Source organism: Acinetobacter sp. 8I-beige (assembly GCF_902505955.1).
GTDB classification, from domain to species: Bacteria; Pseudomonadota; Gammaproteobacteria; order Pseudomonadales; family Moraxellaceae; genus Acinetobacter; species Acinetobacter johnsonii.
Map to the genome: position 1 here is coordinate 343,275 of NZ_LR732792.1, position 16,490 is coordinate 359,764.

The window sequence follows — 16,490 nt, forward strand, 5'->3', positions numbered from 1 at the left end:
GATTATCGTTATGTATAAATACATTGGGGCTATGTGCTTCGACTTTGGAGTATTGAAGCGATGACTGATTTGAATGGTGTACTCAAATTTTCCTTGGGCGTAGATCGACTTTCATTTGAAATGGATGGACAGCATATACAGCTAGATCAAGGTTTAAGCTATATACAGTCAAACAGTATGCGCCATGGGCTGCTGGATGAGCTTGCGATTGAGTCGATGATTTATGTGATTGAAGAGCTGTTAGAATCCGTTCAGATGAAGTATGCCCAACCCAAGACTGCCATGACTTCAGATACCTTATTTCAAAGAGTCTTAGCATTATTCTTTCCAGATCAGCAGCAAATTGACCGTGTGCAGCTCGAAAGTGCTTTTAATACATTTATTGAGCGCAGGGAATACTATGTGTCTAAAGTGGCTGATGACGGTCTTTCTAGTTTGGTTTACTTTATTGTACTGCGCGAGATGATGCATCACTGGAATGTGGTGGCAATAAGCACAAGCAATTAGGTCATTTGATTATAAATCTTTCTGATTTTCAGCTTCCAAATAATTTTTAGGGTTTCTTCTTTTTTCAAAGTAGAAAGAAATGATGCACAAGGAGATTTAAAAAATAAAAAAGCACCGAAATGATTTCGATGCTTTTAGGGTGTTGTTTAAACCAGCTTATTTAAGATGCTCGGCGATATCGGTAAAGATTACACCTAAACCATGCGCGCCAGCGTCAGGGTGACCTAAGCTTCGATCCCCAACAATTCCTGCACGGCCCATACGAGCGACAACCTCTTTGGTTGATTCTGCACCTTTTACCGCGGCTTGAGCACCTAAGACAAAGTTTTCTTTAAAGCTTTTGTTGGTATTTGCAGACCATGAATCCGCACATGGTACCAAGGCATCAATTAAGGTTTTATCACCCACCACAGCACCACGGCCAAATGAGCGTTCACCTGTGATTTGAATGCCTTTAACCGCATCTTGTAGCATGGCAGCAAAGTCAGCTGTTGTTAAGGTTTCTTTACCTTGGATCGATTTGCTCGCAGCACGGAAAGCAGAACCCCAAATTGGTCCAGAAGCGCCACCGCAATGCTCCATAATGATCATTGAACAGTTAAACAAGAAGTCATCCATGTGTTGCGCTTGTGCAAGTTCATGCCATTGGCGTTTAAGCTGTTTAAAGCCTTTGGCTACACTCATGCCGAAATCACCGTCACCTGCATGTGCATCAAGTTCACAGAACGGCACTTCATTTTTAATGATGCAAGCACTCATGACATCAACCACATAGCGCATATTTTCAATAGTGAATTGCTCATTGGCAATTTCTGCATGCTCTGCTTGCGTTTCAATATCTGTATTTAATGTACCTTCCACCTGTGAACCAGTTGTTGCAAACTCCAATGGCAGGGCAGCCGAACCATCCATTTTAAATGCAGGAGTATCTGCTTCAGCATCTAAATAACCTTTTAGCTCATCATCTAAAGCCAATAACGAAACAGAGGCACCAGCCATATCGATACTGGTCATATAGTTGCCGACAAAGGTGCGGTAAATTTTAATACCTCGAACTGCGAGATGTTCACAAACATCTTGGTTGAATACATACAACTCTTGTAATGGCGTTGTACCAAAGCCGTTAACAAGTACGGCAACTTCTGTTAAGTTTGGACGGTCGAGGAACAAATCATCGACTATGCGCTGTGCTAATTTTTTAGAGGGTAAAATTTTCTCACGGCGGATCCCAGGTTCACCATGAATACCTGCGCCGTATTCTATTTCGTCATCAGCTAATATCAGTGTTGGTGTACCTTTCGCGGGAACTGTACATGAGGTAAATGCAAAACCAAGGCTAGTGACATTGTCAGCAGCTTTTTGTGCAAGTGCTTTGACCTGCGCCAATTCATAGCCTTTAGATGCTGCTGCACCTGCAATTTTGTGTACAAAGATGGTTCCAGCAACGCCACGACGGCCAACAGTATATAGGCTGTCATTCACCGCAATATCATCCGCCACTTTAACAAAATCGACTTGAATACCATCATCAGCAGCAAGTGCAGCAGCATTCTGGAAGTTCATCATATCGCCAGAATAGTTTTTGATGATCATCAGTGCGCCTTTGTTTGAGGCTACTTGTTGTAAGGCTTTATAGACTTGAATTTGTGAAGGTGATGCGAAGACATCACCGCAAACAGCAGCATCAAGCATGCCTTGTCCCACAAAGCCCGCATGAGCAGGTTCATGACCACTGCCACCACCGCTGATTAAGGCAACATTTTGGTGTTTTTCTTTACGGGAAATAATTTTATAAGATTCATTGAATGCAAGTTCTGGATGAGCCAGTACAAATCCTTTGCACATTTGGACTACGATGCTTTCTGCATCGTTCATGAGTTTTTTCATTGAGCTACCAATCAGTATATATAGGAGTGAATAAGCACTAAAACTCTGGACAAAACTTCTTCACCCTTTGATGGACTTGTTCATGCGCTAATGATGGATGTTGCCATTAGAATAAAGTCGGGATTATGAATTGTAGAATATTTGCATATATTCAAAGAAATCTGTCCTTGTTTTAGCTTTTGATGCATCACTTTATTTAATCCGTCCCTGTTTTAATTAAATAAAAATGAATGCTGAGTATTAATTGATTAATCAATCAACTAATCCAAGAGGATATTAATTATATTTTATAAAATTACAATAATAGAAATGATCAATTTTTTTTAAAAATGACGATATATTTTGCTAATGCATCAAGTTTTTAGACATTTTTTAGCAAGATTTGTCATAAAAATGATGGTGATCTTTTGAGTTTCTAGAATAAGAAATCCCCTCAATTGAAGGGATTTCTTTCATCTGTTAAAGCGAGCTCGAAAGTTGTGAATTAAACAATCGAATCATCTAAATTCGGTGCTAACCAACGCTTCGCTACATCCAGTGTCCAGCCTTTACGCTTCGCATAATCCTCAAGCTGATCTTGAGAAATCTTGCCCACATTAAAGTATTCACTTTCAGGGTGCGAATAATAGAAACCACTCACAGAAGAAGGTGGCATCATCGCAAAGTGTTCAGTCAACTTCGTACCAATCTTCGCTTCCGAACCTAACCAATCAAACAACACCGCTTTTTCAGAATGCTCTGGACAAGCAGGGTAACCAGGTGCAGGACGAATACCGACATACTTCTCCTTGATCAATTCTTCATTGCTCAAAGTCTCATCGGCTTTATAGCCCCAGAACTCTTTACGAATACGTTCATGCAAATGCTCCGCAAATGCTTCGGCAAAACGATCCGCTAAAGACTGAACCAAGATGGCAGAATAATCATCACCTTTGGCTTTATATTCATTCGCCAACTCTTCTGCACCAAAGATCGATACTGTGAAACCACCAAGGTAATCGGTATTGTCTTTCGAGGTGCTAATAAAGTCGGCTAAAGATAAATTCGGCTTACCCGTGACTTTGTCAGACTGCTGACGCAAATGTTCAAAAGTATGTGTAACCTTCTGCGCTGTTTCATCAAACACGCTGACTGTATCTGCACCTGTACGTTGAGCAGGGTATAGACCAAATACAGCACGCGCATCGAAACGATTATTTTCGATCACATCTTTGAGCATGGCTTGCGCTTGATTATACAAATCCGTTGCAGCTTCACCGACAATCTCATCTTCTAAGATTTTCGGGAATTTACCTGCCAAGCTCCAAGAAATAAAGAATGGTGTCCAGTCAAAATATTCCACCAATGTTGCAAGTGGGTAGTTGGTCAGTACATGTGTTCCCATTGTATTTGGAATTGGTGGTACATAATTCGCATCCACTTTAAAGCCATTTTCAATTGATTCTACATAACTGAGTTTGGCTGCTTTTGGTTGCTTATTGGCTAAACGTTCACGAATCTTGGCATATTCCGCACGATGCTCGGCAATAAAATTACCGCGCATTTCTTTCGAGAGTAGGGTGGTTGCCACACCGACTGCACGAGAAGCATCTGCAACATAAATCACCGCATCATTTGAATATTGCGGATCAATCTTCACCGCAGTATGCGCTTTTGATGTGGTTGCACCACCAATCAATAAAGGAATGTCAAAACCTTTACGTTGCATTTCTTTGGCAACAAACACCATTTCATCTAAAGATGGTGTGATTAAACCTGATAAACCGATGATGTCACATTTTTCATCAATTGCGGTTTGCAGGATTTTTTCCGCAGGAACCATGACGCCAAGATCAACGATGTCATAGCCATTACAACCTAAGACCACGCCAACGATATTTTTACCAATATCATGTACGTCACCTTTTACCGTTGCCATCAAAACACGACCTTTGGATTGTGCATTGCCTTTTTCGGCTTCGATGTATGGGTTCAGCCATGCTACGGCTTGTTTCATCACGCGTGCAGATTTTACTACTTGCGGTAGGAACATTTTACCCGAACCGAACAGGTCACCGACCACGTTCATACCATCCATCAATGCGCCTTCAATCACATCGAGTGGACGTTTGGCTTTTAAACGGGCTTCTTCAGTATCTTCATCAATATAAGTGGTGATACCTTTGACTAAGGCATATTCAAGACGCTTTTCAACTGTTTCATTCCGCCATTCAAGATTTTCAGCTTCACGTTGAGCGCCACTATGACCACGGAATTTTTCTGCGACCTCAAGCAATTTATCGGTGGCAATTTGACCTGATTCACCTTGGTTTTTGTTCAGTACAACATCTTCAACCGCATCTTTGAGTTCTTTGGGAATATCGTCATAAATTGCCATTTGACCCGCGTTGACGATCCCCATGGTCATGCCTTGTTTGATGGCATAGTAAAGGAATACAGAGTGAATCGCTTCACGTACTGGTTCATTACCACGGAATGAGAACGATACGTTGGATACACCGCCTGAAATCATGGCATGCGGTAAATTCTGTTTAATCCAACCTGTGGCTTCAATAAAATCGACGCCATAGTTATTATGTTCTTCAATCCCTGTTGCCACGGCAAACACGTTCGGGTCAAAAATAATATCTTCAGCAGGGAAGCCCACGTCATTGACCAATACATCATAAGAACGTTTACAGATTTCACGCTTGCGTTCTGCGGTATCTGCCTGACCTGTTTCATCAAAGGCCATGACAATAACCGCAGCACCGTACTGACGGCATAAACGTGCTTTTTCGACAAACTCGTCATAACCCTCTTTTAAGGAAATCGAGTTCACGACAGGTTTACCTTGGACGCATTTTAAGCCTGCTTCAATGATTTCCCATTTTGATGAGTCAATCATGATTGGCACACGAGAGATATCAGGCTCAGATGCGACCAGATTGAGGAAATGCACCATCGCATTTTGCGAATCAAGCATCCCTTCATCCATGTTGATGTCGATGATCTGTGCGCCTGCAACGACTTGCTGCTGTGCAACCTCTAGGGCTTCAGCAAACTTTTCTTCACGAATTAAGCGTAGGAACTTTTTTGAACCTGTAACGTTGGTACGTTCACCGACGTTAACGAATAATGAATCATCATAAATATTAAAGGGTTCTAAACCACTTAAACGACATGCAGGTCTGGTTTCTGGAATCTGACGTGGTTTTATATCTTTAACCGCATTGTAAATGGCACGAATATGATCAGGCGTCGTACCACAGCAACCGCCTGTAATATTGATCAAACCACTTTCGGCAAACTCTTTGATGAACGCTGCGGTTTGCTCTGGGGTTTCATCATATTCACCAAAGGCATTTGGTAAACCTGCGTTTGGATGGGCAGAGACAAAAGTATCAGCAACATCAGCAATGGTTTTCACGTGCGGGCGTATGGCATCTGCACCCAAGGCACAGTTAAAACCAATTGAGAGTAAATCGCCATGACGCACCGAGTTCCAGAACGCTTCTGCGGTTTGGCCTGTTAAGGTACGGCCTGACGCATCGGTAATGGTCCCTGAAATCATCAGGGGTAATTCACGACCAAGTTGTTTGAACACTTCTTTCACTGCAAAGATTGCCGCTTTACAGTTCAAGGTATCGAACACGGTTTCGATCAAGAGGATGTCTGCACCACCTTCGATTAAGGCGTGCGTTGCTTCAATATAGTTTTCTTTCAGTTCATCAAAGGTAATGTTACGGAACGCTGGGTCATTTACATTGGGTGAAATTGAACAAGTACGTGAGGTTGGGCCAAGTACGCCTGCAACAAAACGTGGTTTATCTGGGGTTGAATATTTGTCGCATGCTGCACGCGCTAAACGTGCTGCTTCACGGTTGATCTCTGGAACGAGGTCTTCCATGTGGTAGTCCGACATCGAAACACGTGTGCCGTTAAAGCTGTTGGTTTCAATAATGTCTGCACCCGCATCCAAATAAGCTTCATGAATGCCTTGAATAATTTGTGGCTGAGTCAGCACCAAAAGGTCGTTGTTGCCTTTGAGGTCAGAAGCCCAATCTACAAAGCGTTCACCACGATAATCTTCTTCTTCGAGCTTGTGACGCTGAATCATGGTACCCATTGCACCATCGATAATAAGGATGCGCTCGGAAAGAAGTGCTTTTAAGGTGGCAAGTGTAGACATTCAAAACTCACAAACAGGTTTTCAAAACGTGCAATATTTTAGCAGAAAAGCAGATTGATTGATGTCTAATTCAAGTGGTATTGGCTATATGGCAAATAAAAAAGGCTGATTTAGCTTTGGTTTTCACGAAAGTGAAATATAGACCCGCTATGTTTATAGATCAGAATAAATAGAGATGAAAAATATTGATTGGAGCAGATTGTTACAGACAGCACAGCCAAATGTAAGGAAATAATTCAGCGTAATCCGCACCGAAAAGTTAAATTTTGAGCCAGCACAGTGCGTTCAAGGCTTATAGCTGACTTACTGCTGATTTAAAATAAGCCAATTATGAAAAAATTGGCTTCATGTGACAGGCATTTGTCATATAATTGTCACAATTAAATTGAACAATAGGGGATATTGATATCCTCTTTAGCCGTCTGCATGAATTCTAATATTCCTCCCGTCCAAGATCAGGTGCACGTGACACAGGTCAAGTCGACGAATGTGCACGTACCTACACCGAAATTTTTTATGCCGGTGTTTTTAACGGTCATTATTTCAACGCTAATTTATATTGGCTTTCAGCTTTCTGCTGACTTATCGCATGTTCCTGCACTGAATCTTTACTCTTTAATCCTTTTAGCAACGGCATTGTTCATTGCTTTGGGTTTTGAGTTTGTAAATGGCTTTCACGATACTGCCAATGCGGTTGCAACGGTCATTTATACCAATGCACTGTCAGCACCTGTTGCGGTGATGTGGGCCGGTTTCTGTAACTTTCTTGGGGTTATGGTCGCAAGTGGTGCAGTGGCTTACGGTATTATTGCGCTGCTGCCCGTTGAGTTGATTATGAATGTCAGCTCAGGCGCAGGTTTTGCCATGGTGTTTGCCATGTTGATTGCTGCGATTTTGTGGAACTTGGGCACATGGTTCTTGGGTATTCCAGCATCAAGTTCACATACTTTGATCGGTTCGATCTTGGGTGTGGGCATCATGAACTACCTGATGCATTCAGGCAGTGGTGCTTCGGGTGTCGATATGGATCAGGTGATTAAGGTCGGTAAAGCTTTACTGTTTTCACCAATGATCGGTTTTGCTTTTGCAGCAGTATTGTTCTTATTGGTGAAAAAAATCTTTAAGAAACAACTGGAACTGTTCCAACCACCTGAAGGTAACAAACCACCACCGCCACTGATTCGTGCTATTTTGATTTTTACCTGTACCGGTGTGAGTTTTGCACACGGCTCAAATGACGGTCAAAAAGGTATGGGTCTAATCATGCTGATTTTGATTGGTATCGTGCCTTTGGCTTATTCTTTAAATAAGAATTTAGATTCACAGCATATTCAGTCATTTGCTCAACTTTCAGATCAAACTGCGGCTGTGATTTATCCGAATCATAACGATATTGCAGATGAAAAAGCCCGTATGGTGATCACGCAATATATTCAAACCAAAGAAATGACCCCAGAAGTCGTACCTGCTTTAGCCAGTTTGACAGATCATTTGGGTGAGCGTGTTGGCCATTATGGAGATCTTAAAGATATTCCTGAAGCTGAAGTTTCTGCACTACGTAATGACATGTACTTAAGCACGACAGCGTTCAAACGTTTGGATAAAGCGGATCAACTGCCAGCGATGTCGGAAGCGGGCAAAAAGACAGTAAAAGAATATCGTAGTAACCTTGATTCATTCTTACAGTACATCCCAACATGGGTGAAAGTGGCTGTAGCATTGGCTTTAGGTCTAGGTACGATGGTCGGTTGGAAGCGTATTGTCGTGACTGTAGGTGAGCGTATTGGTAAAAACCATATGACTTATGGTCAAGGCATGTCAGCAGAATTGGTGGCGATGACCACGATTGCAGCTGCTGATGGCTTTGGTATGCCAGTATCGACCACACACGTCCTGAACTCTGCGGTAGCAGGGACCATGGTGGCGAATAAGTCAGGTCTAAACTTTGCAACAGTAAGAACCATTCTTTCGGCTTGGATCTTTACCTTGCCAGCAACGATCTGTTTATCAGGTGGTTTGTTCTGGTTGTTTCTACAGTTTGTTTAATCTGATATGTAAGAAACAATGAAAAAAAACGCTACCTTCGGTAGCGTTTTTTTAGCTCTGTATTTTATGAACGATGCTGTTCATATTTTACTTTTTGAATTTCACCCAGACTTTGTCTAAAGGTAGTTTATCTGCGGCAAAGCCATAAAGTGCAGCAAAGGGCAGTGCGGTACGTGCTAAATAAGCTACACGCCATAAGCCACCGTGATTGGCGCCGTGCATCATCAGCTCTAAAGGATGTTCAAGTTTGACCTCTGGGTTAGCTACAGACGCAGGATTACGCAGGTCATGGATCCATAAAGCTGCCATGATGGCATTGGTGGTTGCTGGCTTAAAGGCTTCAACATCAAACAAGCTCGCCCCATTAAATGCGGCTTTGAGCAGTGGATTTTTGGTGACAGAATGCGTGGTGGTTGATGGTGCAATATTGATGCTGACACGCTGACCTTCTGATCGAGCAAGCGTTGCACGCCACTGTTGAATACGTTTAGCTAACGCATAGTTCGGCCCTTGTTCAATCACTAAACAGTCGGTGATGCCATAAGACTTGTCATTATCCGACTCGACGAGGTCATGTAGGTTTTTCTTAAAAAATAGTTGTCCACTGAGGGTTGAAATACTTTTACTGATCATCTGCTGCATTTTAGAACGACCACTGAACTTTTGCTCAGATGCCGTAATGACTTCTTCAGGTACGGCATAGACATCGGTAGGTGTACACATATACATCAAGCTGGTATCTACTTTGTGCGCACTGACATGTTGCATGATCGTATCCATTGCAACAGAAACACGGACATGCTTTTCACCATCCAAATACGCAATCGCGGCCAAATCTAACTGATGTGGGTTTTGTACCAACCATTCTGCAATTTCAGGCACTTGTGTCAGTAAGTTCGCGCCGAGTTTTTCTTTGAGAACAGACACTGGTGTTTCCGCGCTCAAGGCTTCAACCGATGGGGCATATAGCGTGGCATTGCCGTGTTGAATGGTGTCTAAAATTTTGCCCCATACACGGTTATTGGGTAAATCAACCGCCACAATATTGGCTTTCCATTGAGCTAACCATGTGAGTGGACCCGCTTCAGATGCGGCACCGAACAAGACCATCGTGCGGTCAGATAAATCAAACCATTCAGGATGCTCTACACAGGCAATTAATGCTTCAGCGTGACTTGGTTCAATCACACCTGCATCTAACCACGTTTGGATTTGTGCGAGTAAGGCATCACCTCTGAGTTGTTGGCCTTTATAAGGCACTGACCACTCAGGCGCAGCATCACTCTCACCTTTGAGTTTGATGGTGTGTAGCGGTGTAGTTTTAAGTGACATCACATCTTTGAGGAGATGTTTTTGCCCATCCCGATAAAACTCAAACACATTATGTGCTTTGTTGAGTCCATCTTGTGCCATTTGAATCGGTGCAATTTGATTGCGAATCCCAAATTCAACTAAGGATTTAAAATAGCGTGGATATTGTTTACGCCAGTTCTTTTCTGTAAGAGCAGTAATAGAGCTTTGGTGATCAACATTGGCTAAGGCCTCTGCAATAATCTCTTTCCCTGTACGTGAGGTGCTGACTTTTTGTGTTTTCGAGTAAATTGGAAATTGAAGACCATCTAGGGGATTGGACATGCAAGAAATCTCACTGGCATTTGCTATTTATATACAGTTGTAAACATTATCTATGCCAAATCAAATTCCTGCTTGGCATTTCATGCCAAATTTATGTAAAAATATATGTAATAAAAAAGCCTTCTGAACAGAAGGCTTTTGAGTTTAGCAGCGACCTTTTTTGGCTTGTCCGGGTGGGCAAAAATCTCCTTGGCCATGAGGATAATAAGAGCGATCAGGATCGACGATAATACTGCCTTCGGGAGTATGCACCGCACAGGCTGTAAAACTAAGGCTGATCATCAAGGCTGCAAATATAGACATTATTTTCATCGCAATTTCCTTGGTTTATTCTGGTTCTGATGTCTATTGTAAAAATCAGGAGCATTCATTGCTGTGAAAAAATGTTACTGAGCCGATATGCGTACGGATGCAATCCATTTGCAAGCTACGGCTCAGCTTTAAAAAGGCAACTGTGTTAATTTGTTCAGAAAGTGTGGGATAAGACGTGGCTCTAAAATTAAGGTCATGATAACCCCATAAGCAGCTCCCCAAAGGTGGGCGCTATGATTGATGTTGGAGTTCCCTTTTTTACCAGACCAGATGCTATACGCCACGTATAATACTGCAAAAATAATTGCAGGCACTGGAATAAAAAACACAAAAATGAGCTTCCACGGCTCAAACAACACATAAGCGAACAATACCGCAGAGACTGAACCAGAAGCACCAAGGCTTGCCCAGCGCACATCATTCTTATGTTTTAAATAACTCGGTAAAATGGCAAAAATTAAACCACCCAAATAAAACAAAACAAAACCTAAGTCAAAGAAGTATTGGCGGTAAAAACTTTCAATAATGCTGCCAAAGAAAAATAGGGTGAACATATTGAACAGGAGATGCATACCATCGGCATGAATAAAGCCATGCGTAATAAAACGATCGTATTGTCCACGTTGCATCGCAGGAGGCCAGAAAATCAGACGGTTCATCACGTTCTGATTTGAAAATGCCACCATAGAAATAATGACCGTAATAATAATGATCGTAACTGTATGATTAAAAGGTAAATCCAACATTTCTGAGATGTTCTGCATATAACTATCTTGTGGTCATAATGCCATTAAATTGAGCGAAAAGATGAACTTTCACAATAAATCCGACAATTTTGGTTGATTTTTTTTAATTACCCCGCATCTTCAGTTAAAATAGCAACTTCAGCTTGAGGAAATGATTGTTATGTCGACTGAGAACAGCAGCACTGCAGTTGCAGAGGAAATTCCAAACTTATTGATTACTCCGACTGCACAAGAGTATTTACGTGATTTATTAGAAAAACAAAATACACCGGGCATTGCTGTACGTGTATTTGTTGAAAATCCGGGTACACCACGTGCTGAATGTTGTATGGCATATAGTGCGCCTGAAGAAGTGATCCCAACCGATTACCGTCAAGATTATCCAGACTTTCCTGCGTATATCGACACACCGTCTATTCCATATTTATTAGATGCAGTGATTGATTACAATAAAGATCGTTTTGGTGGGCAGTTGACATTCCGTGCACCAAACTCGAAAGTGCCACGCGTCGGTCCTGATGCATCGATTGAAGAGCGTATCACGTATATTCTTCAGTCTGAAATTAACCCTGGTCTAGCAGGACATGGTGGTAACTGTGCATTGGTTGAAGTTGTTGAAGATGAAGAACATGGTTTAACGGCTGTACTGAAATTCGGTGGTGGTTGCCAAGGTTGTTCAGCAATTGACGTCACCTTGAAACAGGGTGTTGAAACGACCCTGCAACAACACATTCCTGAGTTACGTCGTGTAATTGACCAAACGGATCATACGCAGGCTGAAGGCGCGTACTTCAAATAAATTTGAATCCACTTTACCAAATAACCTCCTTAAATTAGGGGGTTATATTTTATCTAAAGCTAAAATGTAATTGATAATAATTATTAATATTAATTGCAATATGTTTATCGTTTGTTAAAATGCCCTACGAAATTTACACAATCTCTCCTTCTTTTGTATTTGGGTGTATGCGTTATGGGTAAAAATCTGACGAGATCAACTTTAGCTTTGGCTGTTGTAGGGGCCATGAGTTCATTTGCGATGGCAAATGACGTTGTAGAAACAACAAAAGAGAAAGAAGCAACACAATTACAGACGATTGTTGTGTCGGCAACGGGTTATGAGCAGGATGTTTCAAAAGCACCAGCATCAATTACTGTGATTAGCCGTGAAGAATTAGATAAACGTGAATATAACGATATTACAGATGTTTTGAGAAGTGTTCCGGGTGTTGTCATTACGGGTGAAAATGCAAGTCAAACAGTTAGTATTCGAGGAATGTCTTCGAATTACACCTTGTTCTTAGTCGATGGAAAGCGTCAATATTCTAAAGACGTTAACCCAAATGGCGATGACTACGGTATGGAGAAAAATATTCTTCCTCCAGTTGCATCCATTGAGCGAATTGAAATTATCCGTGGTCCAGCATCTACATTGTATGGTTCTGATGCAATGGGTGGTGTAATTAATATTATTACTAAAAAAGTGACGGATGTTTGGACTGGAAATGTTGAGTTAGGCACAACTATTCAGGATAAAAATAATTCTGGAGACATTCGTAATGGTTCTGTTTATTTAGCAGGGCCGATTATTCAAGATAAAGTTGGCTTGCAGTTAGGTCTAAATCGTTTAGAGAGAAAAGAAGACTCTTATTTAGGTGGTTTTACAGGCCATACAACGGAAAGTTTAAATTCACGTTTAACTTATGTGCTTAATGATCAACACGACTTAGCTGTAGAGGCAAATTTCTTCACGCAAGAGTCTGAGGCTACGGCAGGTAAAACGGTTGCGGTAACAGGTACTGACTCTGCAAGTCGAAATATACGTAGTGTTTATGCCTTAACGCATAATGGGCGATATACCGATAATTTGGATAGTAAATCTTATATTCAATATGAAAATTCTAAAAACCCAGATCGTGAAAATACAGTCGTGGGAACGAAGGGAATTGATTTAGAAACATGGACTGCAAATACACAGTGGAATTGGTTGTTAGGTAATCATACACTGGCTTTTGGTGGGTATTATAAAGATGAAAGTTTGTTGGATCGAGCAACAAACCGAAATCCGTTGGTTCCAGAGTTTGATGAATTGACACGCTGGTCAGCAGCTGCATTCTTAGAAGATACATGGAGTTTAACCGATCGTTTTAATTTAACGCTTGGGGCCCGTTATGACCATGATGAACTATATCAAGGTAATATTTCTCCGCGAATTTATGGTGTTTATAACTTTACTGACCAATTTACCGTGAAGGGTGGGGTTTCTACAGGTTATAAACAACCAGATATTCGTTCTGTGACGGACGGCTTCTATAGTGTGACAGGAGGAAGTGGTTCTCCAACAACAACTGGTCGAGGAATTATTAAAGCAAATCCAGACCTAGAACCAGAATCAACTGTTACTTCAGAATTAGGTTTTTACTGGAACAATGATTACGTTAATACCTCTATTACAGGTTATTTAACTCAGTTTAAAGATCGAATTGAAGAAATTCGTGAATGTGATTCAACGGGTAATGCTGACTACAACCGTAATGATGTTTCAACGTGGAAATGTTCTGAAAACGGTATTCCATTTGCATTTATCAGCACACGTGAAAACATTGGTAAAGCTGAGTTACGTGGTGTAGAGGTGACATTTGATGCCAAATTAGCTGAATATACAACCTTAACTGCAAATTATACGTTCACAGATACAGAAATTAAATCAGGTCAATTTAAAGGGCAGCCTTTAAATGGCATGCCTGAACATGTATTTAATGTAACAGTAGATCATGACTTAACCGATGCTTTGAATATTTGGAGCCGATTACATGTGCGCGGAGAAACTACACCGTATTTAGGTCGCTCAAGTATGTCTGACCCAATTCCTGGATATAACTTCCTCGATGTTGGTTTCAACTATAAATTTGCACCAACCTTGAAAGGTAAATTTGGTGTTTATAATGTGTTAGATGAAACTGCACAGAATGCTGATGGTGAGCAAACTTTAGATGGTCGTCGCTATGGTGTAAGTTTTGTTGCTAATTTCTAATTCATAGAAATTAGAATTAGAGACCCGTTTCTTCAACGGGTCTTTTTATTTAGGGGATTAAAATACTCTGTGCTTGGTCAGAATAATAAAACTGTTCTAAATAATAGCGTGCTCGATCACGTAAGTAATCAGAACGAATGAGCTCTTGAATAATAGGATTCAACAAATTTTGAAGTTGATTTTGGACTAAGGCTTCGTCGATATTTAAGTCACGTAGGAGTAAATCAAAAGGACGTTCTTGGTTGCGAATGTACCAAGCGTAAATACCGTCATGTACCTGTTGCTGAAGATAGTCGGTTTGGCGGATATGTTCCCAAATTTCGTGACCCATAGCGACAGTTTGAGGCAAGTCTTGCACTTCTACATAATTTTTCAATACTGATAAAGGCATATCTTTGATTTTGTGCCAAAGGTTGGCTTGAAAATGATATAGCTTTTCATCATTAAAGTTTTGATTTAACACCTGTTCGCTCATTTGACTGAGTTTTAAGATGTTCTTTTGCAAATAATGTCCGATGGTGTCATTTAAGTTTGAGTCTGTGACGGTTTCGAGTACCGACTTGCCCATTTTCATAAAACTAGAAACACCCGGCACACGTTTAGTCATTACCGAGTTGTTCAAATAGTCTTGAATCGAGTGCTGAATCAGCTGGGTAATCATGGCCGAAAAAGCTGGATTATTTACCACAGTTTTAATCAGGCGCTGACGGTGCCCACTTTTACTCGCGACATACTGCGCAATTTTATCGATGGTGAGTACAGGGATCACATCGGCAATTTTTGTTGATTCATTGAGGGGATGAATTAAAGCAAACTTAATGTGCTCTGCAATTTGTGAAATTAGATGCTCGGTTGCAGGTGTGGCTAGGACTTGTTTTTGCAACAGGGCATTGATGTCTTCGAAGCTCCATAGTTGCTGCAAAGTTTGTTTTCTAAACCAGTGATAAAATAGGGTGAATTCATTTTGTACGGTACTTGCTTGCGAAAACTCATGATCTAAAAAATTAAGATGAGCTTCAATGAGCTGCTCAATCATCGGGTGTTTCTGCATACGTACTCAACAAAATTAATTTAGTGGAATCAGTTTATCAGCCAATGGATTTTTTAACTTTTGTGTTTTTGCAAGAAAAGGCAGGTAGTGCTGTGCAACGGCCTGTTCTACCTCCAAAAGTGGCATATGACCAACATTGTTAAGGATGACAGGAGCTTCAGCACGTTTCAATAAGGATTTGAGCTCATTCGCCACTTCGACATTAATAATTTTGTCCTGCTTACCCCACAAAATGAGGGTGGGTGCTTCAATATTTCGGGTCACTCGAGCAAAGGAGTCAGTGGTATAAATTCGGTTCAAGGTCACCAATTGATCAATCACTTTACTGTTTTTTTCAGCCTGAGTAATTAACTGTTTTTCTTGGGCGCGTTTTAAATAATAGGGCATTTTGATTGGGGTTTGCATGACACGTTGCATCACATCATCAAAATCGCCCGGTTTGCTCACAATCAAGTGCTTTAAGTATTGCGGGTCTTTGGCATAGGTGGTGTTGGCGTTTTTATAAATCCCGGCACTGTTCAATAAAAACAAACTTTGCGTATCAAAAGGGTATTGTGCGGCATACAGGGTTGCAATTGAACCACCGATAGAATGTCCTGCAACATTCAGCTTATCTTGTATATGAATAGCTTCAACAAAACGACGGAGTCGCTCTGTGACATTTGGCATAGAGAGATCAAAATCATCTGGGACTTTGGTGTCGCCGTTGGTTGGAAGGTCAGGGATAACCACGTGGTAATAAGGCGTTAGAAACTGTGCTACACGGTTCCAATTGTCTCGATTTCCAGCAAAACCATGAATCAGCAAAATCGTTGGCTTATCAACGGCACCGCCTTCGTTATAGCTCCAAACGATATCATCCACTTTAAGTGTTTTTGTTTTTAAGCCGGCGGTGACGCGTTCTTGTAGAAGGTAGCTTTGTAAACTGAGTTTGTCTTTGATGATGGTATTTTCGACCGCATGGCTGGCGAAAGAAAATGACAAAGCTAAAGCGAATAGACTGGCCTTTAGACTTTGTTTCAAGACGGATTTTAAGCGCATCATCATGGTTCATCCTTAAACGGAGATGAATGAAAAAACTGACCGAATAAGATAAAAATG

Annotated in this window: 11 protein-coding genes; 4 read left to right on the forward strand and 7 right to left on the reverse strand. The window is 41.2% G+C overall.

Annotation, left to right across the window (positions count from 1 at the left end):
- Positions 1–60 precede the first annotated feature (60 nt).
- Entirely contained in the window at positions 61–507 is a 447-nt protein-coding gene (locus GVX98_RS11990) for a hypothetical protein (RefSeq protein ID WP_159128198.1), read from the forward strand.
- Between the two features lie 156 nt (positions 508–663).
- Here GVX98_RS11990 and dhaK read toward each other — a convergent pair whose 3' ends face one another.
- Both dhaK and metH read right to left on the reverse strand, forming a co-directional pair.
- On the reverse strand, positions 664–2,394 hold the full coding sequence (dhaK, locus tag GVX98_RS11995) for a dihydroxyacetone kinase subunit DhaK (RefSeq protein ID WP_159128199.1): 1,731 nt from the start codon (positions 2,392–2,394) through the stop codon (positions 664–666).
- A gap of 484 nt (positions 2,395–2,878) precedes the next feature.
- Complete coding sequence (gene metH / locus GVX98_RS12000) at positions 2,879–6,565, reverse strand: methionine synthase (RefSeq protein WP_159128200.1); 3,687 nt, start codon at positions 6,563–6,565, stop codon at positions 2,879–2,881.
- A gap of 426 nt (positions 6,566–6,991) precedes the next feature.
- Between metH and GVX98_RS12005 the strand changes: the two genes are divergently transcribed.
- Entirely contained in the window at positions 6,992–8,611 is a 1,620-nt protein-coding gene (locus GVX98_RS12005) for an inorganic phosphate transporter (RefSeq protein ID WP_004981049.1), read from the forward strand.
- 87 nt (positions 8,612–8,698) lie between these two features.
- On the opposite strand, the gene GVX98_RS12010 is transcribed toward GVX98_RS12005, so the two are convergent.
- The 3 genes from GVX98_RS12010 to GVX98_RS12015 form a co-directional block, all read right to left on the reverse strand.
- Positions 8,699–10,246 (reverse strand): hypothetical protein, encoded by a 1,548-nt coding sequence (locus tag GVX98_RS12010; protein ID WP_159128201.1) that lies wholly within the window; start codon positions 10,244–10,246, stop codon positions 8,699–8,701.
- A gap of 144 nt (positions 10,247–10,390) precedes the next feature.
- Entirely contained in the window at positions 10,391–10,558 is a 168-nt protein-coding gene (locus GVX98_RS16785) for a hypothetical protein (protein WP_004694400.1), read from the reverse strand.
- 128 nt (positions 10,559–10,686) lie between these two features.
- A complete protein-coding gene (locus GVX98_RS12015) occupies positions 10,687–11,304 on the reverse strand; it encodes a rhomboid family intramembrane serine protease (RefSeq protein ID WP_159128711.1) in 618 nt (205 codons plus the stop codon).
- Between the two features lie 160 nt (positions 11,305–11,464).
- On the opposite strand from GVX98_RS12015, the gene nfuA reads away from it, so the two are divergent.
- Both nfuA and GVX98_RS12025 read left to right on the forward strand, forming a co-directional pair.
- Entirely contained in the window at positions 11,465–12,103 is a 639-nt protein-coding gene (gene nfuA / locus GVX98_RS12020; protein ID WP_004981041.1) for a Fe-S biogenesis protein NfuA, read from the forward strand.
- Between the two features lie 174 nt (positions 12,104–12,277).
- Positions 12,278–14,338: a TonB-dependent receptor gene (locus GVX98_RS12025; RefSeq protein ID WP_159128202.1), complete on the forward strand. Its 2,061-nt coding sequence runs from the start codon at positions 12,278–12,280 to the stop codon at positions 14,336–14,338.
- A gap of 49 nt (positions 14,339–14,387) precedes the next feature.
- On the opposite strand, the gene GVX98_RS12030 is transcribed toward GVX98_RS12025, so the two are convergent.
- Positions 14,388–15,389: a hypothetical protein gene (locus tag GVX98_RS12030; protein WP_159128203.1), complete on the reverse strand. Its 1,002-nt coding sequence runs from the start codon at positions 15,387–15,389 to the stop codon at positions 14,388–14,390.
- Between the two features lie 15 nt (positions 15,390–15,404).
- Positions 15,405–16,436, reverse strand: a complete 1,032-nt coding sequence (locus GVX98_RS12035; RefSeq protein WP_159128204.1) for an alpha/beta fold hydrolase — start codon at positions 16,434–16,436, stop codon at positions 15,405–15,407.
- Positions 16,437–16,490 lie beyond the last annotated feature (54 nt).